The sequence below is a fragment of the Sphaerisporangium rubeum genome, from assembly GCF_014207705.1.
Taxonomy (GTDB): Bacteria; Actinomycetota; Actinomycetes; order Streptosporangiales; family Streptosporangiaceae; genus Sphaerisporangium; species Sphaerisporangium rubeum.
Map to the genome: position 1 here is coordinate 6,098,723 of NZ_JACHIU010000001.1, position 26,532 is coordinate 6,125,254.

Annotated in this window: 23 protein-coding genes; 8 read left to right on the top strand and 15 right to left on the bottom strand. The window is 69.9% G+C overall.

What is annotated here, in order from left to right; all coding sequences use genetic code 11:
- Positions 1–42: 42 nt before the first annotated feature.
- Positions 43–186 (bottom strand): hypothetical protein, encoded by a 144-nt coding sequence (locus BJ992_RS25930; protein ID WP_184985344.1) that lies wholly within the window; start codon positions 184–186, stop codon positions 43–45.
- A 471-nt stretch (positions 187–657) separates the two neighbouring features.
- Between BJ992_RS25930 and BJ992_RS25935 the strand changes: the two genes are divergently transcribed.
- A complete protein-coding gene (locus BJ992_RS25935) occupies positions 658–912 on the top strand; it encodes a hypothetical protein (protein WP_184985346.1) in 255 nt (84 codons plus the stop codon).
- Between the two features lie 13 nt (positions 913–925).
- Here the strand turns inward: BJ992_RS25935 and BJ992_RS25940 are convergent, their stop codons facing one another.
- On the bottom strand, positions 926–2,047 hold the full coding sequence (locus BJ992_RS25940) for an MBL fold metallo-hydrolase (RefSeq protein WP_343072854.1): 1,122 nt from the start codon (positions 2,045–2,047) through the stop codon (positions 926–928).
- Positions 2,048–2,297: 250 nt separating this feature from the next.
- Here BJ992_RS25940 and BJ992_RS25945 point away from each other — a divergent pair, with 250 nt between their 5' ends.
- Entirely contained in the window at positions 2,298–2,804 is a 507-nt protein-coding gene (locus BJ992_RS25945) for a monooxygenase family protein (RefSeq protein ID WP_184985348.1), read from the top strand.
- 27 nt (positions 2,805–2,831) lie between these two features.
- Here BJ992_RS25945 and BJ992_RS25950 read toward each other — a convergent pair whose 3' ends face one another.
- The 3 genes from BJ992_RS25950 to BJ992_RS25960 are packed head-to-tail and all read right to left on the bottom strand — an operon-like array spanning position 2,832 to position 6,562.
- On the bottom strand, positions 2,832–4,451 hold the full coding sequence (locus tag BJ992_RS25950) for an FAD-dependent oxidoreductase (RefSeq protein WP_221474981.1): 1,620 nt from the start codon (positions 4,449–4,451) through the stop codon (positions 2,832–2,834).
- Entirely contained in the window at positions 4,448–5,725 is a 1,278-nt protein-coding gene (locus tag BJ992_RS25955) for an MFS transporter (protein WP_184985350.1), read from the bottom strand. Before BJ992_RS25955 ends, BJ992_RS25950 begins: the two co-directional genes overlap by 4 nt.
- A 39-nt stretch (positions 5,726–5,764) precedes the next feature.
- Entirely contained in the window at positions 5,765–6,562 is a 798-nt protein-coding gene (locus tag BJ992_RS25960; RefSeq protein WP_184985352.1) for an alpha/beta fold hydrolase, read from the bottom strand.
- Positions 6,563–6,682: 120 nt separating this feature from the next.
- On the opposite strand from BJ992_RS25960, the gene BJ992_RS25965 reads away from it, so the two are divergent.
- Positions 6,683–6,898, top strand: a complete 216-nt coding sequence (locus tag BJ992_RS25965) for a 2TM domain-containing protein (RefSeq protein ID WP_184985354.1) — start codon at positions 6,683–6,685, stop codon at positions 6,896–6,898.
- A 264-nt stretch (positions 6,899–7,162) separates the two neighbouring features.
- Positions 7,163–10,294 (top strand): ATP-binding protein, encoded by a 3,132-nt coding sequence (locus tag BJ992_RS25970; RefSeq protein WP_184985356.1) that lies wholly within the window; start codon positions 7,163–7,165, stop codon positions 10,292–10,294.
- A gap of 78 nt (positions 10,295–10,372) precedes the next feature.
- Here BJ992_RS25970 and BJ992_RS25975 read toward each other — a convergent pair whose 3' ends face one another.
- The 6 genes from BJ992_RS25975 to BJ992_RS26000 form a co-directional block, all read right to left on the bottom strand.
- On the bottom strand, positions 10,373–11,248 hold the full coding sequence (locus BJ992_RS25975; protein WP_184985358.1) for a bile acid:sodium symporter family protein: 876 nt from the start codon (positions 11,246–11,248) through the stop codon (positions 10,373–10,375).
- Positions 11,249–11,433: 185 nt separating this feature from the next.
- The gene (locus BJ992_RS25980) at positions 11,434–13,098 is read right to left on the bottom strand and encodes a GmrSD restriction endonuclease domain-containing protein (RefSeq protein ID WP_221474982.1); all 1,665 of its coding nucleotides are present in this window, start codon (positions 13,096–13,098) and stop codon (positions 11,434–11,436) included.
- Between the two features lie 14 nt (positions 13,099–13,112).
- Entirely contained in the window at positions 13,113–14,057 is a 945-nt protein-coding gene (locus tag BJ992_RS25985) for a hypothetical protein (protein WP_184985360.1), read from the bottom strand.
- Positions 14,047–15,372: a DUF3696 domain-containing protein gene (locus BJ992_RS25990; protein ID WP_184985361.1), complete on the bottom strand. Its 1,326-nt coding sequence runs from the start codon at positions 15,370–15,372 to the stop codon at positions 14,047–14,049. Before BJ992_RS25990 ends, BJ992_RS25985 begins: the two co-directional genes overlap by 11 nt.
- Before the next feature lie 46 nt (positions 15,373–15,418).
- A complete protein-coding gene (locus BJ992_RS25995; RefSeq protein ID WP_184985363.1) occupies positions 15,419–16,390 on the bottom strand; it encodes an ArsR/SmtB family transcription factor in 972 nt (323 codons plus the stop codon).
- Between the two features lie 73 nt (positions 16,391–16,463).
- A complete protein-coding gene (locus tag BJ992_RS26000; protein WP_184985365.1) occupies positions 16,464–16,961 on the bottom strand; it encodes a GNAT family N-acetyltransferase in 498 nt (165 codons plus the stop codon).
- 165 nt (positions 16,962–17,126) lie between these two features.
- Between BJ992_RS26000 and BJ992_RS26005 the strand changes: the two genes are divergently transcribed.
- The 4 genes from BJ992_RS26005 to BJ992_RS26020 all read left to right on the top strand — a co-directional run bounded on the left by BJ992_RS26005 (position 17,127) and on the right by BJ992_RS26020 (position 22,542).
- A complete protein-coding gene (locus BJ992_RS26005) occupies positions 17,127–18,308 on the top strand; it encodes an MFS transporter (protein ID WP_184985367.1) in 1,182 nt (393 codons plus the stop codon).
- A gap of 149 nt (positions 18,309–18,457) precedes the next feature.
- Positions 18,458–20,155: a serine/threonine-protein kinase gene (locus tag BJ992_RS33310; RefSeq protein WP_281390718.1), complete on the top strand. Its 1,698-nt coding sequence runs from the start codon at positions 18,458–18,460 to the stop codon at positions 20,153–20,155.
- Between the two features lie 171 nt (positions 20,156–20,326).
- On the top strand, positions 20,327–21,043 hold the full coding sequence (locus BJ992_RS26015) for a thioesterase II family protein (RefSeq protein ID WP_184985371.1): 717 nt from the start codon (positions 20,327–20,329) through the stop codon (positions 21,041–21,043).
- Positions 21,044–21,204: 161 nt separating this feature from the next.
- Positions 21,205–22,542, top strand: coding sequence for a SpoIIE family protein phosphatase (locus BJ992_RS26020; RefSeq protein ID WP_184985373.1), 1,338 nt, complete (start codon positions 21,205–21,207; stop codon positions 22,540–22,542).
- A gap of 90 nt (positions 22,543–22,632) precedes the next feature.
- Here BJ992_RS26020 and BJ992_RS26025 read toward each other — a convergent pair whose 3' ends face one another.
- The 4 genes from BJ992_RS26025 to BJ992_RS26040 are packed head-to-tail and all read right to left on the bottom strand — an operon-like array spanning position 22,633 to position 26,523.
- Positions 22,633–23,145, bottom strand: coding sequence for a hypothetical protein (locus BJ992_RS26025; RefSeq protein WP_184985375.1), 513 nt, complete (start codon positions 23,143–23,145; stop codon positions 22,633–22,635).
- Between the two features lie 12 nt (positions 23,146–23,157).
- Positions 23,158–24,414: a DUF418 domain-containing protein gene (locus BJ992_RS26030; protein ID WP_184985377.1), complete on the bottom strand. Its 1,257-nt coding sequence runs from the start codon at positions 24,412–24,414 to the stop codon at positions 23,158–23,160.
- A gap of 1 nt (position 24,415) precedes the next feature.
- Complete coding sequence (locus tag BJ992_RS26035) at positions 24,416–25,633, bottom strand: acyl-CoA dehydrogenase family protein (protein ID WP_184985379.1); 1,218 nt, start codon at positions 25,631–25,633, stop codon at positions 24,416–24,418.
- Positions 25,630–26,523 carry a branched-chain amino acid transaminase gene (locus BJ992_RS26040; RefSeq protein ID WP_184985381.1) on the bottom strand — a complete coding sequence of 298 codons (894 nt, stop codon included), beginning with the start codon at positions 26,521–26,523 and terminating at the stop codon, positions 25,630–25,632. The genes BJ992_RS26035 and BJ992_RS26040 overlap by 4 nt, the downstream gene beginning before the upstream one ends.
- Positions 26,524–26,532: the final 9 nt, after the last annotated feature.

Sequence of the window (26,532 nt, forward strand, 5' to 3'; positions counted from 1 at the left end):
CCGGTTTCGAACCGGTACGGGACGTTTCCGGCTGATTTCCGGTCAGTAGTTCGGCACGCAGTCGGTGCAGGTGGTACGGAACTTCATCACCTGGACCGCCTGACGCGCGGTGAGCATCTTCTGGACCAGATCCGGAGTGAGCATAACGGGGGTTTCGGTCGTGGTCCTCGTCAGTTCGGGTGTCATCACGAGCCTCCTGTCGCGGGAATTCACAACGCCGCTAGCGAAACGCTCACACAGCGTAAAATATGCCTAGATAGCCGTCAACCAGTAACGAACCAGACAATGACCTGCGGATATCCGTCAGGCCGCGACCCGTGCGCACATACCCGCAGGTGGCAGCGCCGGCCGGCCGCCACCCTCGCGCCGAGAAAAAAGATCCGGCCTGCTCGTTCCCCGGCCCGCTCGTTCGCGAGCGGCGTACGCGTGCCTGGCGCGGAAACAATTCACGCGGAGCCGTCCGGTGACACCTCCCGCACCATGAAGACCTGTTCAAGCGCGACGCATATCCATGGCCAGGCGACAACCCTTTCCTACCCGGACTCAGGTGGATCTTGCCGTGATTCCCGCGAAGAACCAGGGTAAATCCGGATAGCGCACGGCGACGGCGGCCATGCCGGCCGCTCATCCTGATACTTCGCCTTTCGGGGGACACCAGTGGACAAACGACTCCCACGCATCCTGACCGACCGCACGGCACTCGTCCTGTACGCGACTCTCGCCGTCCCCCACGCCGTCGGGTCCCCGCTCACCGGCACGTCCATCCAACGGGCCGGCATCCTGATCACCGCCGTGTCCCTGACCCTGCTGACCGGCGGGATCCTCCTGCGCATGACCGCCTGGAGAAAACGCCGCACCCGCGCCGGCCGGTCCGGGAGGACCGGACGCACCGGCCCGCCTCCGGCCGCGTGAGCGCCGCTGGAAGCTACGAGCGCGTGACCCCCAGCGCCTGCCACCACCCGTCCACCTGCGGCGCGGCGTGCGGATCGACCGTCTCCCCCGGCCGCGGCACCACGATCCGCACGTCCCGGGCCTTGGCCTCGCGCCACAGCCGGTCCGGTGGCTCCCCCCAGGGATGCAGGGCCAGCGTGAACGTCCCCCAGTGCACCGGCAGCAACGTGCGGCCCCCGAGGTCGAGGTGCGCGTTCACCGCCTCCTCCGGGTTCATGTGGATGTCCGGCCACGCGGGGCTGTAGGCCCCGATCGGCAGGATCGTCAGGTCGAACGGCCCGTGCGCCGCGCCGATCCCCGCGTACCCCTCGAAATAGCCCGAGTCCCCCGCGTAGAACACCCGCCGCCGCTCCCCCGCGACCACCCAGGACCCCCAGAGTGTGTCGTTCCTGGTGAGCGTCCTCCCCGAGAAGTGCCGTGCCGCCGTGGCCGTGAACCGCAACCCGGCGACCTCGGCCTCCTCCTCCCAGTCCAGCTCGATCACCCGCTCCGGCGGCACCCCCCACCGCTCCAGATGAGCGCCGATGCCGAGCGGCACGAGGAACGGCGCCTCGGAGATCCGCGTCAGCACCCGCACCGTGGCCATGTCCAGGTGGTCGTAGTGATCGTGTGAGATCACCACCGCGTCGACGGCAGGCAACTCCGCAAGGCCCACCGGCACCGGATGCAACCGCTTCGGCCCCGCGAACGCCACCGGCGAGACGCGCCTGCTCCACACCGGATCGAACAACACGACCCGTCCCTCGATCTCCGCCAGCGTCGTCGCGTGTCCCAGCCACACGGCCCGCAGGTCCCCCGCCGCACCCCCGGCAGGCACCCCGAGCGGCACCACCCCACCCGGCCGCCGGACCTCCCGGCCGGTGAGCAGATCCCGGAGGAACCGGGCCGGCGGCCCACTCGGCGCCACGGTGCTCCCCGGCATCGGATTCACGAACCCGGTCCCGTCGAACAGCGCCGACCTCCGCATCCGCTCGGCCCGCGACCCCCCGGCCGTCAACGGCCGCACCCCCAGCTCGGCCCGCACCTGCCGTACCCCCCACCCCGCCGCCGCGAGCACCCCACCCGCCAGCAAGCCCCGCACCAGCCGACTCCCCACGGTCTCCCACCTCTCCCCGATCGGCCACCGGCCCGTACGGACCACCACCCGGATGAGTGATCTCCACCGGAGGACACATCAGACGATATATCGCGGCTTAGCGGTCCGCGCGGCACGGCCGTCGCGCCGGCCGCCGAAGAGGAAGTCACCGTTCACTGCCGCCGGGTCCGGGGTTCAGTGCCGGTCAAGTCCGCATTCGTAGCTTGGGTCGGCGGGGAACGAACCCAGGCCGAGCCACCAGGAGCATCGAATGCCGACTCGCGTGAACAGGCAGACCGTCGATCTGTCCGCCTATCCCGATCTCATCGTCCTCTACCTCGGCATGCGGGTGAACCACCTGTACGGGATCCGGACCTTCTTCAGCTTCGGCCGCAAGATCAACGCGTCGGTCGCGGACCGGCCGGACGGGCTGCTGCTGCACGAGCCCGTGTACTACTCGATCTTCCCGATGAACATGGGGATGCGCCAGTACTGGCGTGACCTGCCGTCGCTGCTCGAATACGCGCGGTCGGAGCCCCATCGCGACTGGTGGCTGAGCTTCCTGCGGGACTCGGGTGGCACCGGCTTCTGGCACGAGACGTACTCGATGCGAGGTGGCATGGAGGCCGTCTACGACGACGTGCCGGAACCGCTCGGCTTCGGCCGGATCACCGGCCTCCAGCGCGCTCGCGGACCCATGTTCGGCTCCGCGTCCCGCCTCGGACGTTCCGACACCGGCAGACCCGCGCTGAGCGAGACGGACCTCTACAAGTCCTGACCGGCAGTCCTCCCGCCGGTGGCCGCGTCAGTCGCGGCCGAGGGCCACGTGCACGGAAGAGATCGCGCTCGCGCCGTCCCCGACGGCCGTGGCCACGCGTTTCACCGAACCCGAGCGGAGGTCCCCGACCGCGAAGACCCGCGGAGCGCTCGTCTGGAACGGAAGGCGCGTGCCGGACGCGTCGGCGGGGAGCAGGCCGTCGGTGAGGACGAAGCCGTCGCCGGCCTTGGCGACGCCGGACAGCCAGCCCGACACCGGGTCGGCGCCGATGAAGCAGAACAGCGCGTACGAGGCCAGCCGTTGCCGCCGTCCGTCCCGCCTCTCGACGAGGATCGACGTGAGGGTGTCGTCCCCGGCCAGTTCGCGGACCGTGGTGCCGGTGTGGACCCCGATCCGGGGATGGGACCGAACCCGGTCGGTCAGGTAGGACGACATCGCGGCCCCGAGATCGTCGCCGCGGACGACCAGGTCCACCGTCGCGCCGGCCGCGGCGAGGGACAGCGCGGCCTGGCCCGCGGAGTTGGCCCCGCCGACGACCGTCACCGGCCGGTTCTCGTACCCGGCGACGTCGAGCCGGGTCGCGGCGTACCGGACGCAGCCGGAGTTCTCGAACCTCGTCCACCGCGGGATGTCGAGACGCCGGTACCGGGCCCCGGTGGCGGCGATCACCGCGCGGCACGGGATGCGCACGCCGTCCTGCAGCAGCACCACCGGACGTCGCGGGTCGGACAGGTCGAGACCGGTCACCGCGCACGGCGAGTGGAACCGCACGCCGAACTTGAGTGCCTGGACCATCGCCAGGCGGGTCAGGTCGGAGCCGCTGACCCCGTGCGGGAAGCCCAGGTAGTTCTCGATCCGCGCGCTCTTGGCCGCCTGGCCGCCGAGCCCGCTCCGGTCCAGCAGCACGGTGACGAGGCCCTCCGACGCGCCGTACACGGCGGCGGCCAGCCCCGCCGGACCGGCCCCCACCACGACCAGATCGACCGGAAGGTCGCCGGCCCGGTACGTGAGGCCGAGCGTCTCCGCGACCGTCGCCGGTGTCGCGCGCCGCAGCACCGAGCCGCCGGCGATCGCGGCGGGAAGGTCGTCCGCCGTGAGCCCGGCCGCCGTCATCAGCGAACGTCCCCCGGGTGAGGTGGCGTCGTGCCAGGTGTGCGGCAGGAGCAACTGTGTCGCGTAGGCGCGCAGGTCCAGGGTCTGCGCGCTCTCCGGCCGGCCGACGAGTTCGAGGACGGCGCCGGCGGCCGCGCGGATGACCTCACGCCGTTCCCGGAACGCCGCCAGCACCAGGTCGGCGATGTCGTCCTGTTCCGCGAGGGCCCGGCGCAGCTTCGCCTCACCGATCCGCACGACCGTGCCGGCGGACACCACCCGAGCGGTCAGGTACACGTACTGTCCGGTCAGCAGATTGAGCTCGCCGAGGAAGTCACCGGGGCCGCCATGGAAGATCAGCCGCTCCGGCTCGACGGCCGTCGCGTCCCGCACGATGTCCACGGCCGCCGTCCGGAGCAGGAAGAAGTCGTAGGCGTCGTCACCGGACACGTACAGATCACGGCCGGCCTCGGCGTGTTCCACCTCCCCGTACGCGGCGAGCCTGCGGAACTGCTCCTCGCTCAGGACCGGCCCGCGCGGCATGCCGTCGGTCACGTGGTGCCTCCGTCGGAACGGGCCGGCACAGCCGGCCGGAGATCGGGCCCGGCCGCCGGACTCCGCCTGGCGACGGTGACGAGGTACAGCAGGAGGCCGGCGGCGGTGAGGACGAAGCCGGCCCACACGGTGGACAGGGTTCCCCAGCCGGCCTCGATGGTGACCGCGCCGCCGATCGCGCCGAGCGAGTTGGCCAGGTTGAGCGCGGCAAGGTTGAGCGCACCCATCAGGGTCGGCGCGTCCGGCGCGAGGCCGGTCAGCCGCACCTGGATGGTGGGGATCGCGAACATCATGGTCGCGCCGACGCCGAACAGGCACGGCAGCAGCACCCTGATGTCGTCGCCGGCCACGCCGATCAGCACCAGGAACACCAGCACCCCGCCGTAACCCCACGTCAGCCCGCGGTGCTCGTACCGGTCCGAGACACGTCCGCCGAGCTGGTTGCCGACCAGCATGCCGAGACCGAAGACGGCCAGCGCGATCGGGATGAGGGATGCGTCCCGCTGCGCGGAGTCGGTGACGAAGGGGCCGATGAACGTGTACACGGCGAAGATGCTGGAGATGCCGAGCGCCGCGACGACGACCATCACCCACACGCCGAGCCGCCGGAGGGCACGCAGCTCGCTCATGACGGGGCCGCCGCGCAGGTCACCGGTGCGAGGCAGCCAGACCAGCAGTGCGACGCCGGCGAGCAGGCCGATGCCGACCACGGACCAGTACATGGCGCGCCACCCGGCGTGCTGAGCGATCAAGGCGCCGAGCGGCGACCCGGCGATGGTGGCGACGGTCAGGCCACCCATCACGGTGGCGAACGCCTTGCCGCCTTTCCCCGGGCCGTACAGGTACGCGGCGACGACGGCCCCGGCGCCGAAGTACGCACCCTGCACACTGCCGGCGAGGAACCGGAAGACGACGAGCGGCCCGATGTCCGTCGCCAGCGCCGACAGCGCGTTGCCGGCGAGGAACAACCCGATCAGTCCGAGCAGCAGAGTGCGCCGGTTGACGCGGGCCGCGAGCAGGGTGATCGCCGGGGAGCCGATCACCACCCCCAAGGCGTACGCGGTGATCGCGTGGGTCGCGACGGGGATCGACACCCCGAGGTCGGACGCGAACAACTGGATGACGCCGTTGCTGCCGAACTCGCCGGTGCCGATCGCGAAGGTGCCGAGCGCCAGCGCGAAAAGCACCGGCCTCGGGTTCCGGACCGGTGACTTCGCCGAGGAGTGCCGGTCCTCTTCGGCGAGGCACTGGGGCTCGTACGCACGCTGGTGCATCGTCTCTCTCGTCCTTCCAGACGATCGGCCGCCGGGACGTCAGCGCGCGGCCTGCTTGATGAGGTCGGCCGCCGCGGCGGGCTGCGAGATCATCGCGACGTGTGAGGCGTCGACCTCGCGGACCGTCGAACCGGCACGTCGCGCCATGAACCGCTGCGCCGCCGCCGGCAGCACCCGGTCGTTCCTGGCGACGAGGTAGTAGGAGGGGATGGTCTTCCACGCCGGCGCGCCGGACGGTTCCCCGAGCGTGCGCGCGTCGGCGGGACGCTGGCCGGCGTGCATCAGGTCGGTCGTCGGCCTCGGGACGTCCTGCGCGAAGACGTCGTGGAACACGTCCTTCTTGATGTATCCGTCGACGAGGCCCTCGGCGTAGGGACGGAAATCCAGTGCCGCCTCGTTGAGCCTGCTTCCGGGGAACTTCGTCTGCAGGCCCAGCAGCGACTCTCCCTCGTCGGGGACGAACGCGGCCACGTAGACCAGCGCCTTCACGTCCGGGTTTCCTGCCGCGGCGTTCGTCACGACGATCCCGCCGTAGGAGTGCGCGGCGATGACGATCGGGCCGCTGAGCGTGGCGAGGACGGAGGCCAGATAGGCCGAATCGCCGGCCACGCTGCGTAGAGGGTTCGCCGGTGCGATCACCGGATAGTTCTCGCGGACGAGTTTGGCGATGACGTCGTTCCAGCCGGAGGCGTCGGCGAAGGCGCCGTGCACGAGCACCACGGTGGGTTTGGGCCCGGTCTTCGGCCGGGGGCTCGCCTGCGCCGCGGTCGCTCCGAGCACGGCGGTGGTCACTGCGGCGGCGGAGCCGGCCAGCACCGCTCTGCGGGTCGTCGTCATATCGGGGTCCTCTCGACGTCAAGGCCGGAAACTTCGAGGTCACCGTAGATTCCGGCTGCTTGACGTTCGCTGAACCCGGCGATTCAGTCTTCAGGAACTGCGCCGATCTAACGTGCGGCCATGACGACAAACATGAGCGAGGCGGCCCGTAAGTGGGGTCTGTGGATTCACGCGCTGTTCTATGTCCTGTCCAATGTCGCGCAGGTCGTGGTGTGGGCCGTCTACGACTCCGCACACCACTTCTGGCCGATCTGGTCGATCGTCTTCTGGGGCATCGGACTGGGCTTCCACGCCTGGAGCGTCTACTCGCCGGCCCGATCGAGCACCGCGTCCTGAACCCGCGCCGTCCCTCCGAGGCCTCTCCGGCACCGCGGTGGACGGCGAGCCGATCCGGCGACGTCACCCGCGCCACGGCCTCTTCTGGCGGCGAACCCGGACCAGTACACTCGATGCGCGTCGCCGGTCCGGCACGGACCGCGCGGGTACATCTGTCATGCGCATCCGGGAGTCGACGTTTCTGGGCCAGCACCTCCCGTCCGGCCCGACGGCGAAGGGCCGCCGACCGGCACCGGTTCGCTGCGTCTGCAGGTCCTCGGCCCGTTGCGGCTGTGGCGCGACGGCATCGAGATCGATCCCGGCCCTCGGCAGCAGGCGCAACTGCTGGCTCTGCTCCTGGCGCGCGCGGGCCATCCGGTCAGCACCAGAGAACTGATCGACCTCATGTGGGCCGACGACGCCCCCGCCAGCGCGCTCAATCTCATCCAGAAGTACGTCGGGGGGTTACGCCGAGTGCTCGAACCCGAGGTCCCGGCCCGCGCGTCCGGCACGCATCTGCACCGCCGCGGCAACGCGTACGTGTTCGACGCCGGTGCCGGCACCCTGGACCTCGTCACGTTCCGGCAGCTCGTCGCGGCGGCCGAGGCGGCTCTCACCCGGCAGGACCCAGAGGCGGCGCTCGGCCACTACGTCGAGGCGCTCGGCCTCTGGCGCGGCCCCGCCGGGGACGGATTGTCCTTCGAGTCCCCCGCGACGCCGATCCTCGCCGCTCTCGACGACGAGTTCTACGCCGCCTGCGTGGCGGCGGCCGAGCTGGCCGTGTCGTCACGCCGGCCCGAGCGCGTGCTCCCGCCGTTGCACCTGGCCGCGTCGATGGCGCCGTTCCACGAACCCGTGCACGCCGGCCTCATCGCCTGCCTCGGCGCCGCGGGACGGCAGGCGGAGGCGCTGTCGGCGTTCCACCTGGTCCGTGACCGCCTCACCGAGGAGCTCGGCATCGACCCCGGACCGGCGTTGCGGGCCGCGCACCTGCGCGTTCTGACGCAGGCCCCGGCCTCGCCGCCGGTGCCGAGCATGGAAGGCGACAGTGGCCGTGCACCCGTGCGGCCGGCGGCCGGCCTCGTCGGCCGGGACGACGAGGCCGGTGTGCTGCGGCAGGCCGTCGAGGCGGCGGTCACCGGCCGCAGCGGGCTCGTCATCGTGGAAGGCGAACCGGGGTCGGGGAAGACGCGCCTGCTGGAGGAGTCCGCCGCCGTCGCCGACCGGCGTGGCGCGCTCGTCGCCTGGGCCTCCTGCATGGAAGGCGACGGGACACCGTCGATGTGGCCGTGGGAGCAGGCGCTCACCGTCGTCCTCGACAGCCTGCGCGCGCCGGCCCGCGAGAAGTGGCTGAGCGGTGAACTCGGCCGCATCATCGAGTCCCGGGACGACGCCGCCGCGCCACCGGTCTCCGGCGGCCGTGCGCAGTTCCGCCTGTTCGAGCAGGTCGTCACCTTCATCGGCCAGGCTTCGGCCGAACGTCCGACGCTGCTCGTCATGGACGATCTCCAGTGGATCGACGCCACCTCGTTGCAGCTGTTGAACCACCTGGTGGGCCGGCTCCCCGCCGGCACCGCGATCATCGCCGCTCTCCGCGACAGAGCCCCCACACCCGGCCCCGACCTTTCCCGGGTGCTGGCCACCGCCAGCCGGCGGCCGGCCCACCGCAGGATCCGGCTCGGCCCGCTGAGCCCGGTCGACGTGGCCGAGCTCATCCGCCGCGAGACCGGCCAGGAACCCGGCGCGGACATCACCCGCGACATCCACGCGCGCACCGCCGGCAATCCTTTCTTCGTCCGCGAACTGTCGCGGCTCCTGAGCGACCGCGGCGCGCTCGGCGACGCCGGCACATCGGCGCCGGCCGGGGTGCCGTCCACCGTGCGGGACGTCGTCCGCGATCGGATGGCGGGCCTCGACACCGACGCTCGCGATCTGCTGCGGGTCGCCGCGCTGATCGGCCGCGACGTCGATCTCGGCCTGTTGGCCCGCGCCGCCGGTGTCGAGGTCGCGAACTGCCTCGAACGCCTCGAACCGCTGCGTGCGCTCGGCCTGCTCGAAACAGCGCCGGAGGACCCGTTCTCGTGGCGGTTCGCGCACGACCTGGTCCGTGAATCGATCATGGAGACGACGGAGCAGCTCCTGGCGGTACGGCTGCACCTGCGTGTCGCGGACGCGCTCGAAGCAACCCAGGCGGACGACGAGTCCGTCACAGAACGCCTCGCCTTCCACCTGAGTGCCGCAGGACCGCTGGCCGACCCGGTCCGCACCGTGGAGGCGCTGAAGCGCGCCGGCCGGCGCGCGATGACCAAGCTCGCGTTCGCCGCCGCCGACCGGCACCTGGAGTCGGCCGCGCGGATCGCGCGGACCGCCGGTCTCCCGGAGCTGGAGCTCTCCGCTCTGTCACTGATCGCCGTCGCGCCGCGCCGGCAGGCCGGGTTCGGCGGCACGACGGCCGATCTGCTGGAGCGCGCCGAACACCTGGCACGTCAGCTCGGCCGCGAGGTCGAGGCCGCCGGTCTGCTGTTCGCGCGCCTGTTCGGGGCCTACACCTTCCTGGAGTGGAACCGCTTCGGCCTGGTCCGCCGGTTGTACGAACAAGGCGAGGCGTCCGCCGATCCGGTGGTCCGGGTGTACGGCCGGCAGGCCTGGGGCCTGCACCAGTGGGACATCGGCGCCATCGGCGAGGCGTACCGCGTCTTCGTCGCCAACGACCCGGCCCTTCTCGACGGGGTCGTCGCCTCGCACAGCGAGAGCGCCATCCGGCGTGACGTCTCCGGCGAGTGGCCCGGCTGGCGGGCCGTCATGACGGCGATGCACGGTGACGTCGAGGCGGCACGCGCCATGATCGACGAGTGGAACGGCTCCGACGACGCGTTCGCGATCTCGACCTGGGCCTACTACACCTCGATCATCGCTTCGAAGGCCGGTGACGCGGACTGGGTGCTGCGCACGATCGACCGGTGGATGACCGTCGGCACCGGCCGCACCGCCGTCCAGCAGGAGCACTACGTACGACTGATCTGGTCGTGGGCCAGGGCCCTCACCGGCGACGACCCCGCCGGTGTCACGGCGGAGGCCGAGCGCCTTCTCGACGGCACGCTGGCCGACCCGCCGCGATGGGGGGTCGCCTACCACCACGCGCTGATCGCCGAGATGTGGCTGGCCGCCGGCATGCCGGACAAGGCGGCCGCCGCTCTCGGCCGAGCGGACAAGGCCATGGAGTCCCACGGCCAGCGTTACGCGGAAGGACTCGTCCTGCTGCTGCACGCGTGCCTGCTCCAGGCGCGCGGCGAACCGGCCGAAGCCGTACGAGCCGCCGCGGAGAGGGCCCGCGACCGATCCGCCGCACATGGGTCCCACCTCTTCGCCGGCCGCGCCGAAAGGCTCCTCGCCGACCTGGAGCACCCGGACACCTGATCGCGGCCGGACCGGTGGCAGCGTCCTGACGCCGTGATCGACGCGAAGCCCGGACCCGTCAGAACGGCCCGGCGCCGGTCAGGGGGTCGCGCTCACCCGGGCCCGTCGGCCGATCAACCAGCCGAACCCGGTCGCGGTGAAGAACATGACGATGCCGTACACCGCACCGGGGACCGCGATCTCGGGACTGTTCAGCAGCGTCGGGCTCAACGCGACCGTGATGGCGAGCCCGGTGTTGTGGATGCCGATCTCGAACCCGGCCGCCGTGGCCCCACGGTGGTCCACACCGGTCAGGCGCGGCACGCCGTACCCGGCCAGCAGGCTCACGATGTTGAACGCCAGCACGGCCGACCCGACCGCGACGAAGTAGCCGACCAGGTTCTCCCGCTCCCCGTACAGCACGGCGTAGATGACCGTGACCAGGACCACGATCGAGAAGACCCGGACGGGGATGTTGAGCCGCCGCGTCAGCTCAGGCGCGCGCGAACGCACGAACATCCCGACCGCGACCGGCACGATCACCATCAGGAAGACCTGCGCCGTCTTGCCGAACTGCAACCCGACCGCCGCCTCGCCGGCCAGGAAGTACCCGGCCGAGAGGTTCACCACGACCGGCAGCGTGACCACCGCCAGCACCGAGTTGATCGCGGTGAGCGTGACGTTCAGCGCGACGTCCCCCCCGAACAGATGACTGAACAGGTTGGCCGTCGGCCCACCAGGCGCCGCCGCCACCAGCAGCAACCCGACCGCCGCCTCCGCCGGCAGCCGGAACACGAGCACCAGACCGAAGCAGATCACCGGCAGCAGCACGATCTGGCACAGCAGCGCGACCACGACCGCCTTCGGATACCGTCCCACCCGCCGGAAGTCGTCCAGGGTCAGGCTGAGCCCCAGGCCGAGCATGACCACACCGATGGCGAAAGGCAGACTGGCCAAGATCAACGGGGAGCCCATGACGGACATTCTCTACCACATTCTTCCAGCCCTGGTAATACTTCAGGAGCCGACCGTCATCGATCAAGGTGCCTATCACGGTCTCCGTCGTCACGGCTGATCAGCTCACCTGCCAATGGCCGGGGCCGGCACCTGAACCGCACGCGGCCACAGAAGATTCGCTTCCCTCGCGTGCCGCGCTCCCCTCATTCCGTGTCGATATCCGCCTCGCCCACGACATCGACACCGGCCGTCAACCCGAGCGTGGCCATGAACGCACGTTCGCGTGCCGCCAGCGTCGTCCTTCTCATCTCGACGAAACCCTCGTCGTCGTTCACTCGTAGCAGTTCCCATGCCTGAAGAGGGATCCCGTGACTGGCGAGGACAACGTCTCTGAGGTGATCGGGAAGGTTCAACAGAGTGTTGCGTACTGAGACTCGGGGGGCGGTCGGCATGATCAGCCGGTTCGCAGGACTGGACACCGCCGGCGCTCCACGTTTCGTGACGACGTGCCGGTACGCCGCGTTGGCCGCACGCGCCAGCACTTCGACGGCGGGAATCCTCGCTCCTTCTGCCGTCAGCCGCTCCGGGAATTCCTGGAGTTCCCAGATGATGAAGGCACGGACGCGAGCACTGCGCAGGTCGAAGCGGTCGGGGAACGGCCGCGACCGCTCACCCGCGACAGACAAGGATCTCCTCCCACCAGCGAATTCCTTCATCTCCTGCAGGGCCTGCCTGATCTGCGTGGTATTGGCTCCGGCGAAATATCCCGACCAGGATGTCACCCAGAACCACCGGGTGAGTCGATCGATCTGCTTGGTATCCGGAACAGGGCAGTTGTGGAAGAAGGTAGCCAGCAGCATCAGTTGCGCGTCATACGGGATAAGACGCGCGAGCGGCACGCCGATCTGATCGCGAATGAACAGGACGGCTCGCACCAGTGCGACTTCCGTGGCGTCAACTGCGTCCTGAAGCTGGTTCTGCACTCTGCGGGCCAGCACATCCCAGCGGGCCTCCTGGACGTTTTCCTCTCCCGCGATGGCCAGGACAGCACGGAACACAGCGTCCGAAGAGATCTCACCGAATCCGGTATCCGCGACGAGCTCGACCATCTCATCGATTCGGTCAGACAGACTCGGCTGATCACTAGTCCGGTATGTCAGCGCCGAGACCATTTGAGCCGGCCGCATGGGCTGACCCGTACTGTTGACGCGGGAGAAGACCTCTACTGCGACGTCAAGGGAGCCTCCTACCAGCCGAACCACGGCAAGCTTGTAGGACTTGATCCGCTGGCTCACGAGTTCCGCTTCGCTGATGAGCCTGTCGACATCCATATCCGGGGTCGCCTTTGCCGCCAGTTCCCTGGCGAACGCCAGGAAGTCTATGGTTCGCAGCACCGAGCGCATGGGGAGATAGTGTGGAGGTGGCGCTTCCGCACGCTTCCAGTGCCGGTACCGACTACCACCATCGTCCACGTCTCCTAGAACACGATATGGCCACCACATCCAGTCGCTCTGTTCTGTGGAACGGCGTGCGGTCGCGGGTCGGCGTAGCGTTCCGAAGAGTGCGGAGAGTCGCTGGTGACCGTCTAGGACATACGCCACCGGCCGTCCCTCACCAGGCCGAGGCACAGGCAGGTCCCCGATATAGTCCAGGCTGGCAAGGCTCAGTGAGGTTTCCCAGAACAGAAGACTTCCGATCGGATATCCCCGCTCGATGCTGTCGAACAGATCCAGGATCTGCTCCGGCCGCCACACGAACGGCCGCTGGAACTTCGGTATACGGAGCTCACCGGCGGCGAGGGGGGTCAGGACCTGCTCCATCAGCTGGATCTCAGGCTTGACGTCGATGTCATAACTGTCCGCGGTCACACGACCACCCACCCCTAAACGATCTTCCGCAGCATGGCGACGATGCCACGCAGCTCATCAGGCACACCCGTACCCACGTCATTCTCGAAGTCGGCATCCGTCAGCGTCTTGGCCGCATCCTCCTCGAAGAGCCTGATGACGTCCCTGCCGAAGCCGTTCGTCAGCCCGGCTATGGTCCTTGGAGACACCCCGTCGTAGAGCGCCTCCTGGGTCACAGGCACACCATTCGGTCCGAAGCCGTTCTTCATGTCGAAGTGACCACGCTGGTCGAAAGATAACCGCTTGAGGAAGTCGATGCGGGTGGAGGATTCCCGGTAAGGCCTCGCGCAGCGAAGGAGCTTGTTCGGAAGGTAGTTCTCCGCCTCACGTAGCCGTAGGACATGCACATGCGGAACGCGTTTCCGCACTTGTTCGATGCGTGCGGCGTTCTTCACCGGATCGCCGGGTGACATGCGGTCACTGTCGAACACCACCGCCACCCGGTCGAGGCGCCGGAACCTGCTGTGCTCCTCTTCGGCTCTGCGATAGGTGTCACCGCCACCTCCATGACCGACGATGAGCCAGTTCTCGTCCATCGCCTTGAGCAGCTCCCGTCCTCCGAACAGCGAGAACAGAGCTTTGAGGAAACTCCCGTCGGAGCCACTGTTTTCCACCACCACGACCGCTGGAAGCTCCAGGTCCGCGACGTGATCGTCCAAATCGTCCGGCGAGACCCTGACCGGAGGCGATGCATCGTCCACCGCATAGGCGCCGAACTGGACGGCACTCAACCGGGCCAGGTCTCTGTATGAATCCGCGAGGCAGGGGACTTGACGATCTAGGAACACGTCCAGTACGGGGACGTCGCGGGGATCCACCGCCCAGACGTGGCGGCCGCGCACGAAGAGTGCGAGGAGTCGCAGAGCACCATGCGCGTGATCGTCTCCAACGAAGATCGCCGCAGCGATTTCAACGCGCATTCGGACCCTGGCGGTCGAGTTGGGCCGCGAGGAGCGCTCTTGTCTCCTCGAAGTCCTCGGCGAAGATGCCCTGCGGCCAGTAGTCGACATTGCCGAGTGAATCAACGTTGATGCGACGGGCCGTCGCCGTGTCTCCCGTACTCTCCACGAAGTACAGGGCCAGCATGCCGGGATCAAGTCCTCCCTCGGCCACTCTTCGCCGGAGGCGCAGCAGAAAGGTCTCACTGTGCGTTTCGATCAAAAAACGGACGGAGGTCTTCTTAGCGGCGGCGAGATAGAGATCCGCCAGCGATGCCTGGGCCGAGGGATGCAAGTGGAGTTCCGGCTCTTCCACGATCTCCAGGATGTCCCGGCCCGGAGGATCAAGTTCGTCCTGTGCTCTGCGCACAAGGATGGGAAGCACCTGCGCCACTCCGGTTCCGGTGTCCGTGGCAGGCACCCACAATCCCCGGGTCACGGTCGATTTCAACCCCACCGAGTAGGCGTCGTAGCGGGGAACCACCTCCAGTTCCCAGCCAGGGAGGTGCGCACTGAGGTACTCGTTGACCTTAGCGAGGAGCCGGCCACCTCGGCGGACATGGTCATGAATCAACGTGGCCGCCGTGTTCCTCCCCAACTCGCCGTCTTCCTCCGGAGCCCTGGCAGGGACTCTGCCGAACCGGCTCGGGCGGACGCGGAACGGTCCCATCAGGCGAATCTGATCGAAACCCGCACGAATGCGGTCCATTCCGATGCGGAACGTTCGCCATTCGGGCCCCGCGACGTCCGGGAACAGGCCTTCGAATCTTTGCATGACCACCTGCTCGGCGATGCCGGGGAGCGTAAGCCGATAAACCTGCCCGTCGGGGTCCGCGAACGCCTCGTTTGAAAGCCATTCGAGCTCCGCCGTGGTGTCTCCCACGCGGAGATGCCAGCGGCTGACCAGTTGTGTATGCCATTCGGCGATGTTCTGAACGGTCACCTGGAGCCTGACCGGCGGCTCAGACCCGACGACGAACTCGTAACTCAGCGTCACATTGCCATGTTCCAGACGCCTGTGGACGAGATCGACGAACTCTGGCGCGTCATCGCCGAGCATGCCAAGGTCCAGCGGAAGCGTCGACTCACCCCGGATGCCGGTGGACAGCACCAATGGTGCGCGCACCAAGGCGCTTTTCCCTGAATTGTTCTTGCCGAGCACCACTGTGATAGACGGTAGCTCCAGTTCCTGCCGCTTGGAGAAGCAGCGGTAGTTCTCGACGGAGAGTCGCACCAAGGGCATGGCGCTCAGCTTAGTCAGAGCTGCCTGACGACGTACGGATGACTCGATCACCACGCACGTCACCTGCCGACCAAGCGCGATGACCCGCTCCGGTGGTCGCTCAAGCCCGGGGGTTGATGAGATCGTCGCCGAGTGACGTGCGGTAATAGAGGACCGAACGGCCGGAGCGGCGGCGGTGGAGCAGTCGTGCGGCCAGGAGGATTCCCAGGTGGCCGCTCACCGAGCCGAGGCTGTGGCCGGTGAGCGCGGCCAGTTGGGTCGTGGTGCGTGGTTCGCCGAGGCGCGCGAGGATGTCGGCGCGGACGGGGCCGATCAGAGCGCTCACCGCGGCGGGGGGATCGGCTGCCGCGTGCGGGGTGGGGTCGGCCAGGAGGCCGGTGGCGGGGTAGACGACGGCGTAGCGGTGCGGGATGTCCCAGGTGACCCAGCCGGAGGTCGTGACGGTGGGGATGAACATGAGGCGGGCCTCGGGGTGCAGGTCCCTCGGGGGGTTGTCGTAGGCGTTGATGCGCAGGCGGCCGTCGCCGAGCCAGCGCAGGCCGGGTCGCAGGCCGGCGAGTGCGGCGGTCCAGCCGCCGGTGCTGAGGCGGCCGGTACGGGAGAGGATGTCGGCTTCGAAGACCTGGCGCAGGCGGGGCCACTCCGGTTCGACGGTCTCGGTCCAGACCCATTCCAGCAGGACGGCGGCGCGGTCCGGCAGGTCGGGGACGCGCAGTTCCGGTGGCAGTGGCGCTCCGGCGGCTGTGGTGAGGTCCGCCGTGACCACGTCGGCCGGGGTCCGCCTGACGCGCCGTACCTCGTCGTGGAACGTACGGTCGTCGTCGTGCGGCGGCGTGACGAGGAAGTCCGCCAGCCATCGGGGCCGCAGCGCGGCCCGGACCAGCAGCGCCGCCACCCGGTCCCCGGCGAGCCGTTCGCGGTACGCCGGACCGTGCCGCCGCAGCCACTCCTCCCGTCCCGGACCGGCGTGGCCCTGGTGCAGCGCGTTCAGGGCCGCCACGGTCTGCGTCAGCGGCGACACCGCGAACCGGCCGCGCGCCAGCACGTCCGGCCCGATCCGCCAGATCCCCATGTCACGCTCCCCTTTCCCGCCGGGCCGACGCTACGCCTCCTGGTGCGGACCGACCTCGACGGACGTGAGGTGATCAGCCGTCGGCGAGGTCCACCCAGGCCGTCACCTCGTCACCGCCGTCACAGGCCGGCTCGGCGCCGAGTTCGGCGAGCAGCCGCCGAACGGCCATGTTGCCGGCGGTCGTGCTCGCGAACAGCCGCTCGGCGCCGCCGGCGCGAGCAAGGTCCACAAGCCCCCTGAGCACCGCACGGCCGACTCCACCACCGCGGTACGAACGTCCGATCCACACACCCGCCTCGACCGCGCGCCGCGCGTCGGTGAGAGGGAACAGCCGAGCGGCCCCCACCACAGTCTCCCCCACGACGACGGCGTACGTGCTCTCCACCGGTTCGGCGCACAACGACCGCGACCGGTGGAACCGCAGGAACGCCTCCCGGCGTTCGTCCGTCCAGCCCCCGGGCCCGGCCACCGGCGGCATCACCTCCACGGGGTCCGCGTCGGCGGCGGCGGCCGCCAGCAGTTCCTGCAGCAGATTCTCGTCCAGTGGCCGCAGTGAGACATCAGAACGCATGGACGCAGCCTGCCTTCGGGGCCGCGTGGGTTCAAAAGGGTTTTCCACCACGCCGGCCGGCCTGGATTCCGAAGGGTTTCCGTCACGCCGGCCCGTCGGCGGGCTCAGGTTTCGGCTGGGGCCGAAACTGTGGCCGAGTGGTGGGGGACGCCGGAGACTTCCCGCATGCGTACCTATCGGGAGCTGTTCCGCGCGCCTGAGTTCACTCCGTTGTTCGCCGGTGCGTCGGCGCAGGTGGCCGCGTCCACGGTCGCGGGGCTGGCGCTCGGGTCGCTGGTGTACGCGAGCACCGGGTCGCCGCTGTTGTCGGCGCTCAGTATGTTCGGACCGTCGTTCGCGCAGGTGGCGGGGGCGATGGTGTTCCTGTCCACGGCGGACAGGGTGGCGCCTCGGGCCATGCTGGCGGGGCTCGCCTCGATGTTCGCGGTGGGGACGCTGGTGATGACGCTGCCGGGGATGCCGGTCTGGGGGATGTTCGGTGTGATCGTCGTCATGGGGCTGGCGCAGGCGGCGGGGAGCGGGGTGCGGTGGGGGTTGCTGACGGAGATCCTGCCGGAAGGGGGGTACATCCTCGGCCGGTCGGTGTTCAACATGTCGGTCGGGGTGATGCAGATCCTGGGGTTCGGGATCGGGGGGACGCTGGTGGCGGTGCTGTCGCCGCGGGTGGCGCTGGTCGTCGCGGCGGGGCTGGACGTGGTGGCGGCGCTCGTCCTGCGGTTCGGGTTGAGCAGGCGTGCGCCTCGGGCCGCGGGGAGGCCGTCGCTGCGGGAGACGTGGCGGGGGAACGCGCGGCTGCTGGCGTCGGCGGAGCGGAGGCGGGTGTACTTCGCGATGTGGGTGCCGAACGGGCTGGTCGTGGGGTGTGAGGCGTTGTTCGTCCCGTACGCGCCTGAGGCGGCGGGGGTGCTGTTCATGGCGGCGGCGTTCGGGATGCTGGCGGGGGACACGCTGGTGGGACGGTTCCTGCCGGGCCGGTGGCGGGGACGGCTGACCATGCCGTTGCGGGTGCTGCTGGCGGTGCCGTACCTGTTGTTCGCGCTGCCGTTGCCGCTGCCGGTGGCGGCGACGGCCTCCGCGGTGGCCTCGGTGGGGTTCGGGGCCGGGTTGCTGCTGCAGGAGCGGCTGGTCGCGCTGACGCCGGAGGAACTGCGGGGACAGGCGCTCGGGTTGCAGTCCTCGGGGATGATGACGATGCAGGCGGTCGGTGCGGCGATCGCGGGGCTGGTCGCGCAGCACGTGGCGACCGGGGTCGCGATGGCCGTGATGGCGGTGCTGTCGCTGCTCACCACGACGTCCCTGGTACCGCGCCGCGCCAAGGTCGCGGCGGTCGCGGGGACGGCGGATTGACGCCGGTGCGGCGCGCGGGTCGCCGCTGGCGTGGGGACGGCGGATTGACGCCGGTGCCGCGCGCGGGGTCGCCGCTGGCGTGGCGGTGCCGGATTGGCCGGAGAGGACTGCGGGACGGGTGATTCAGGCGCTATGTTCGCTCGGTGACCATGACGCCTTCGCCGCGTGTCTTGATAGGCCGTTACCGGCTTGTCGCTCCCCTCGGCCGGGGTGGGATGGGGACCGTGTGGCGGGCCGCCGACGAGTTGCTGCGGCAGGACGTGGCGATCAAAGAGGTGCGGCTGCCGCCTGATCTGGACGAGGCGGCACGGACCGAGCTGCGCGAGCGGTCGCTGCGGGAGGCCAGGGCCGCGGCCCGGTTGCGGGCCCATCCGTCGATCGTGACGGTGCACGACGTGGTCGTGGACGACGGCCGGCCGTGGATCGTCATGGAGCTGGTGCACGGGGACTCGCTGCATCAGGTGGTGCGGGACCGGGGGCCGCTGCCGCCGCACGAGGTCGCGCGTATCGGGCTCAGCCTGCTGGACGCGCTCGCGGCGGCGCACCAGGCCGGGATCCTGCATCGCGACGTGAAGCCGGCGAACGTGCTGCTGACCGGGGACGGTCGCGTGGTGCTCACCGACTTCGGCATCGCGAGCCTCGCCGGTGACGTGGTGCTGACGCAGAACGGCGCGGTGGCGGGGTCTCCCGGGTACATCGCGCCTGAGCGGCTGCGCGGCGAGGACGACCGGCCCGAGTCCGACCTGTGGTCGCTCGGGGCCACCTTGTACACGGCTGTGGAGGGACGTTCGCCGTACTCGCGTGAGCAGCCCGCGGCGATGTTCGCGGCCGTGCTGCTGCGTGATCCCGACCCGATGCGCCTCGCGGGTCCGTTGACTCCGGTGCTCGGCGGGCTTCTCGCCAGGGAACCCGCGCACCGCATGCCGGCCGCGGAGGCCGCCTGGCACCTGCGTGCTCTGCTGTCCCCGGACGGCGCGGGGCCGCGCCTCGCCGGCCGCGCTCCGTCGGCGGTGCCGGGAGGATCGGCGACCGGCCCCGGCGGTCCGGCGGCACCGTTCGCCGCCTCCGCGCACCCCGGGAACCGTGCCTCCGCGCACCCCGGGAACCGTGCCTCCGCGCACCCCGGGAACCGTCCCACGGACCCCGCCGCGCCTGCCGGCGGGTCGCACCAGGCTCCTACGGGTCCCGCCGGGGTGCGCGGGAAGAACAAGGCGCCGGTGATCATCGGTACGTCGTTGGCGGCGCTGCTGGTCACGGTGACCGGGGTGGCCGTGTGGAAGTACGGACAGCGGGACGGGCCGGTGGACGGCGGCGGGCCGGCCACGGGTGCGCCGGCGACGGTGGCCACGGCGCGCGGAGCGACTCCGGCGGCGTCGGGTGGCACGCAGGCGCCGGCGGCGAGGAAGTTGTTCGCCGAGGAGCCGCGGGCCTGTTCGCTGGTCACCGACCGTCAGGCGGCGCTGCTTCTCGGCGGCGCGGCCAAGCGTCAGTTCATGACGCGCGGGTCCTGCATGTGGCAGCGCACCGACGGGTCGTTCTTCAGTGTGCAGATCGCGAAGTTCAACGACGTCGCCATCTCCCGTCTGGCTTTCAAGCAGATGCGCGCCACCACCGAGGAGGAGCCGGAACGCAGCCCCGGCACCTATCTGCGCAACGGCCCCGACGTCGGCGACGAGGCGATCAGCTACACCCGCAAGGAGCCGGAGATCGGGGTGCACCGCACCTCGATCCTGTTCCGCGAGGACAATCTGACGGTCAACGTCTACTTCACTCTGCGCTCCCCCGGATTCACCCGCGCCGACCAGGCCGCCGCGCTGATCGACCGCGCGCTCGAAACCTTCCGCTGACCTGGCGTGGAAGTGATTTTAAAAGAGGCGAGAATCACCTTCCTCGGCGGGACTTTCGCGTATCGGCGTGACCGGCGGGCCCCTGCTAGGCTGGCGAACCTCCGTACGCACCGGCCTGTCTCGATGTGTCTCGATGTGTGAGGTTCCGTGAACAGAGGAAACCCGTGGGTCATGAGGTGGGCCGCGCGGCCCACGGCGCGGTTACGCCTTTTCTGTTTCCCCTACGCGGGTGGCGGCGCCTCTGTTTACCGCACGTGGCACGAGCAGCTTCCCGAGCACATCGAGGTGTTCGCGGTGCAGCCGCCGGGCCGTGAGACGCGGATGGCCGAGAAGCCGTTCACGCGGATGGCGGACCTGGTGCCGCCGCTCGCCGACGGGCTCGCGCCGCTGCTCGACAAGCCGTACGCGGTGTTCGGCCACAGTCTCGGGGCCGGCGTCGCGTTCGAGCTGACGCGCCATCTGCGGCGCACAGGGGGTGAGCTGCCGGTTCACCTGTTCGTCTCCGGCCGGCAGGCGCCGCATCTGCCGTCGCGCGAGGAGCGTATCCACGACATGCCGGACGACGTGTTCCTCGCGGGGGTGCGCAAGCTGGACGGCATCAGCCCCGAGTTGTTCGACCATCCCGAGCTGCTGGAACTGCTGCTGCCGTTGCTGCGTGCCGACTTCACGATGAGCGAGGACCACACCTACCGGCCCGAGCACAAGCTCGACATGCCGATCACGGCGTTCCACGGCGCCGACGACCCGACGACCCGCGAGGCGGAGATGGCGGCGTGGGCCGCGCACACCAGTGCGCCGTTCGCGTTGCGTGTGCTGCCGGGGGACCACTTCTTCCTTCGCGCGGAGCAGCGGCGGCTACTGTCCGATATCGCCGGGTGCCTTGGCTGATGTCGGACCCGTTAGTTCCACCAGTCCGCATTTATCGCCACAATCGCTATTAAAACGGCGTTCACTTATGCTGTACGTCCAGAGCGGCTTATATTCGTGACGTGGCCAGCGATGCTTCACGGTTATCGACAGGACGGCGTCCATTGACTCGCGCGTTCATCGTGAAAGATTTTCGCGGCCGGGCCGAGGCACGGCTGCCCTCCGACGCGACCGTCGAGGATCGCCTGGCGTTCCTCAACGACGCGAGCGAGCGCATCGGCACCACCCTCGACCTTGAGCAGACCTGCATCGAGGTGGTGGACGTGGCGGTGCCGCGTCTCGCGGACGCCAGCGGCCTGATGGTCCAGGAAGGGCTGATCACCGACGCCGAGTTCCCCGGCCACCCCACCGACAGCGGCGCGCTGGTGCGCCGCCTCGCGACGGCGACGGCGGTCACCAACCCCGACGACTGGGACGTCGCCTTCCCCGCCGGTGAGCTGACGGTCTACCCGCCGTACCTGCCGCAGGCGCAGGCCATGGCGACCGCCAAGACGGTGTTCTTCCCCCGCCTGGACCAGGCGGTCGCCGAGGAGAACGCGCGTGCCTTCGGCCGTCCCGTCATCGCCAAGGTGCTCAGCGGCTCGTCGTTCCTCGTGACCCCGCTGCGTGCGCGCGGCATCGTGCTCGGTTTCCTGGTGCTGGTGCGCCAGTCGTCCAGCGAACCGTTCCAGGAGACCGACGCCGCACTGGCCGAGGAGCTGGCGAAACGCACGGCCACCTGCATCGACAACGCGCGCCTGTTCCACAAGGAGCGGCGCACGGCGCTGACGTTGCAGAGCAGTCTGCTGCCGGCGCCGCCGCACCGGAGGCCGGGGCTGGAGGTGGCGCACCGCTACCTGCCGGCCGGCGACCTCGCCGAGGTCGGCGGCGACTGGTACGACGTGATCTCGTTGCCGCGCGACCGCACGGCGCTGGTGGTCGGCGACGTGATGGGCCACGGCGTCGGCGCCGCCGCCACCATGGGGCAGGTGCGCACCGCGGCGCTGACCCTCGCCATGCTCGACCTGGACCCGTCGGAGACGCTGTACCAGCTCGACCGCGTGGTCCACCGGCTGCATCCCGACCACATCGCCACCTGCGCGTACGCGACGTACGACCCGGCCACAGGTGTGCTCGCGGTGGCGAGCGCGGGTCACGTGCCGCCGGTGCTCATGCCGGCGGACGGCCCGCCGGTGCCGCTGCCGATCGCGCCGGGCCCGCCGCTCGGGGTCGGCGGCGGTGAGCGGGTCAGGGTGTGCGAGACCGTCATGAAGCCAGGAGCGACGCTCGCGCTGTACACCGACGGCCTGGTGGAGACCAGGGACCGCGGCATCGACGTCGGCATCGGTGTGCTGTGCTCGCTGCTCGGCGGCCCGCGGCGTGACCTCGAGCACCTCTGCGACGCGATCACCGAGTTGCGCCGCCAGGCCGGCGAGCGCGACGACGTGGCGCTGCTGCTCGCACGCGCCGCCGGCGCCTGAAGCCGCTCACGGCACGAGCCCGCGCGGCACACGCCTCGCGGGCTCGTGATGAACGTTGTGCCGGAGGGGGCCCGGCACACCGTCCACGGATCAGCCGACCGTCACGACCTTGAACGGCGTGCCGGGGTCGTCAGGCGTGCAGTTGATGGTGACCTGGCCGTACACCTGGACGTCACCGGTGACCGTGGCCTTGCCGGGCCGCAGTTCGTAGGTGCCGGGCTTGGTGGGGGTCCACGTGCCGTTCAGCTGCATGCTGATCAGGTCGCCGCCGGAGAAGTGGCCGCCTTTCGCCTCGGTCGTCACCGTGACGTTCTCCGGTCCTGTGACGTCGATGTCGATGGCGGCGTGCCAGCTGTTGATGTCCTCAGGCGAGTCGATCGGCGCCTTCACGGCCAGCGCGATCGACGTGGGGGTCCCCACCTTGACCGTGCCGGGGGTGAGGGTGGTGTAGCCGGTCGTGCTGCCTTCCAGCGGTCCCACGTTCGGGATCTGGCAGGTGTACGGGGCCTTGAACTCGTACCTGAACGCGAGGGCCTGGCCCGCGATGGCGACCAGCGCGACCACCTGGAGGACGGTCGTGGTCTTCTTGCCGAGGGTGATCACCCGGAAAACTCCTTACGCCTGCGCCGGCTGGTCGGTCTGCTCGCGCACCACAGCAGGCGCGGGCTCCGCGGGCTCCTTCTTCTTGTACGGCACCGTGAGCATCAGGACCTGGTGCGTCACCCACTCCAGCGGCCCGCGTCTGGCCCAGCTGCGCCACATCGTCGAGAAGATCAACCCGAAGAGCAGGAAGCTCACGAACAGGTGGAACGAGAACGGCGGCTCACCGAACGGGATCAGGGCCATGAAGTGGCCGACGTAGATGGTGAGCGCGAGGCTGCCGGTGGCGGCGAGCGGCCACAGGATCCGCTGCCAGGGCTGCTTGTCCATGATGATGAGGAACGCGCCGAGCAGGAACGACGCGATGCTGATGCTCATCACGACCATGGGGATGCTGAGCGCGTACAGCTGGTGCGGCGGCCCCATGAGCAGCGAGGCCCACGGCACGGGTCCGCTGTCGGCGGTGCCGGGGGTGCCGGAACCCGGGGGACGCAGCTCGCGCAGCACGCCGAGCGGCGTGGCGACGAACCAGCCCACCACGAGCGACGCCGCGATGCCGATGGCGCCGAGCTTCATCATGCGGATGCGCAGCGCGTGCACGTGGAGGTTCATCCGGCCGATCGCGAGACCGGTGATCAGCAGCGGCAGCGCGTACAGCATCTGCGGGTGTGTGACGTAGAACAGCAGCAACGCGGGCCAGTCCATGGGGCTGACCAGCACGTCGAAGCCCATCACCGGCGGGTAGGTGTAGAACTCCCTGGCGAAGCCGCCGGCGTAGTTCAGCACGATGAGCGTGATGATCGGGTTGGTGACCGTCATGACGCCGGCGATGGTCAGCAGGGTCTTGACGCTGAGCCGCAGCAGCGGGATCAGCATGAGGAACCACACGACGTACCACATCAGGATGGGTTCGCCGATGCCGTCCATGAGCAGCGCGAACGGCAGCAGCGCGACCGACCGCATGGCGAGCCTGCGCCGCGTGAGCGTCATGTCGCGGCCGGACGGCGGCTTCATGCCGCCGGTCAGCAGCGCCGCCGACACACCGGCGCAGGTCACGAACAGGCTCATCGGCCGGCTCGGTATGTTCACCGCCAGCCAGCCGAGCACCGGGCCCGGCTCGGCCGGCGGCAGGATCGGCGTCAGCCAGCCGGTCGGCAGGACGTGGACGTAGACCATGGCGAGGATCGCGATCGCGCGGACGGCATCGAGGCCGAGGAGGCGTCCGAGTGGCCGGAGCCGGTCCGGCGCTTTGGGGCTGGCTTGTTCAGTCATGTCACCGATCGTCCAGACGTGGCAGATCGCTTGAGCTCAGGCGACCGATGAGGTCATCGACGTGCGGGTCCTGCCGGTCGATCCCGGAGGCGACCATGTCGGCCAGCACCTCATCGGTCCCGCCACCGAGGCGGGAGAGCCTGGCGTCCCGCCAGAATCGTTCGAGTGGGAAGTTCTTCGAATATCCCCGCGCGCCGAACACCTGCATCGCCGTGTCGATGATGCGGCAGGAGCTCTCACCCGCGGTGAGCTTGAGTGCGGCGATCCCGTGCGCCGGCATGCGGCCGTCGGTGCGCGCGGTCTCGACGAGCTGGGCCAGGCGGCTCTCGAGGTTCCACAGCTCGGCCTGGCAGGCCGCGAGGCGGTGCCTGATCGCCTGCTTGTCCATGATGCGGTCCTGGCCGAGGCTGCGCCTGCGCGCGTACGCGACGGCGAGGCGCAGCGCGGTGGCGGCCGAGCCGATGAGCTGCGCGCAGATGGCGAGCCGTTCGAACTGCAGCAGGTGCGTGGCGTACAGCAGGCCGACCCCGTGGTTGCCGAGCAGCGCGTCGGCCGGCAGCTCGGCGTCGAACGTCACCTGTCCCACGTCGCAGCCGTGCAGGCCCATGGTGTCGAAGAACCCGTCGAGGGTGACACCGGGGTGGTCCAGCGGCAGCAGGAACAGGCTGAGGTCGCCGACGTGCGCGGGGTTCTCCATCTTGGCGAGCACCAGGATCTGGTCGGCGCGTCCGACGTTGGAGATGTACCGCTTGCAGCCGGTCAGCCGCCATCCGCCTTCGACGGCGACCGCGGTGGTCCGCAGGCCGGCGAGGCTGGAGCCGCCACGCGGCTCGGTGGAGCCGAAGCAGCCGATGACGCGGCCTTCGAGCGCGTCCTCCAGCAGGGCCTGCTGCCGCTCACCCTTGGCGAGCCACTGGAGCGCACCGATGAAGATCTCGCTGTGGCCCATCGCGACGAGCGACAGGCCGCTGCTGACGTCGCAGATCTCCTGGCACATGGCCACGAGCCGCGGCACCCCCCGCTCGGCCCCCTGTTCCCAGCGGCGGCGGAACAGGCCCGCCTCCCCCAAGGACGCGACGACCTCCTTCGGGATGTGCCGGTCCTGTTCCCAGCGTTCGAAGTCCTTTTCGTCGAAGGCGGAGAGCATGCCGCGGACCTGCTCGCGAAAGCCGGCCACGTCGTCGCTCTCCGTCCCCGCGTACCCCCGTTGCAGGCTCATTCCACCGGCTCCAGCCATTCCTTGTGGCTCGCGGAGTGCACGGTGTCGTGCAGGTCCTTGATGAGCGTCGCGGTGACGTCGCCGCGGTCGCCGCCGCCGATGGGACGGCCGTCCACCGAGGACACCGGGACGATCCCGGCGGCGGTGCCGGTGAGGAACACCTCGTCGGCGAGGTACAGGTCGCTGCGCACCAGGTCGGTCTCGCGTGCCGGGATACCGCGCTCGGCGGCCAGGGTCAGCACCGTCTCCCGCGTGATGCCGGGCAGCGCGCCGCTGGTGGTCGGCGGGGTCAGCAGCTCGCCGCGGTGCACGGCGAACACGTTGTGGGCCCAGCCGTCGGCGACGTAGCCGTCCTTGTTGAGCAGTAGCGCCTCGTCGCACCCGGCGGCCCTGGCCTCGGTCTGCGCGAGCATCGCGTTGAGGTACTGGCCGGTGGCCTTGGCGGCCGGCGGCATCGAGTTGGCGGTGAACCGGTGGAAGCTGGAGATCTTGGCCTTGACGCCGCCGGTGGGAGGCGCACCGACCAGCGGGCCGTGCTGGAACGCGATCACCGCGGTGTGGAACGGCGCGCGCAGCGGGTCGGCCCCCTGGCCGAGGAACATGATCGGCCGCAGGTAGCAGTCCTCGAAGCCGTTGGCCTTGATGACGTCGAACGTCGCCTGCCGCAGCTCGTCCACCGAGTACGGCGCCGGCACGCCGTAGATCGCGGCCGAGCGCCGCAGCCGCTCCAGGTGGTCGGTCAGCCGGAACACCACCGTCCCCCGGTCCGTGGCGTGGCTGCGGATGCCCTCGAAGAACCCGATGCCGTAGTGCAGGCCCAGGGTGCTGACGTGGACGGTCGCGTCTTCCCATGCCTTCAGTTCGCCGTCGAACCAGATCTTGCCGCTCATGTGGGACGC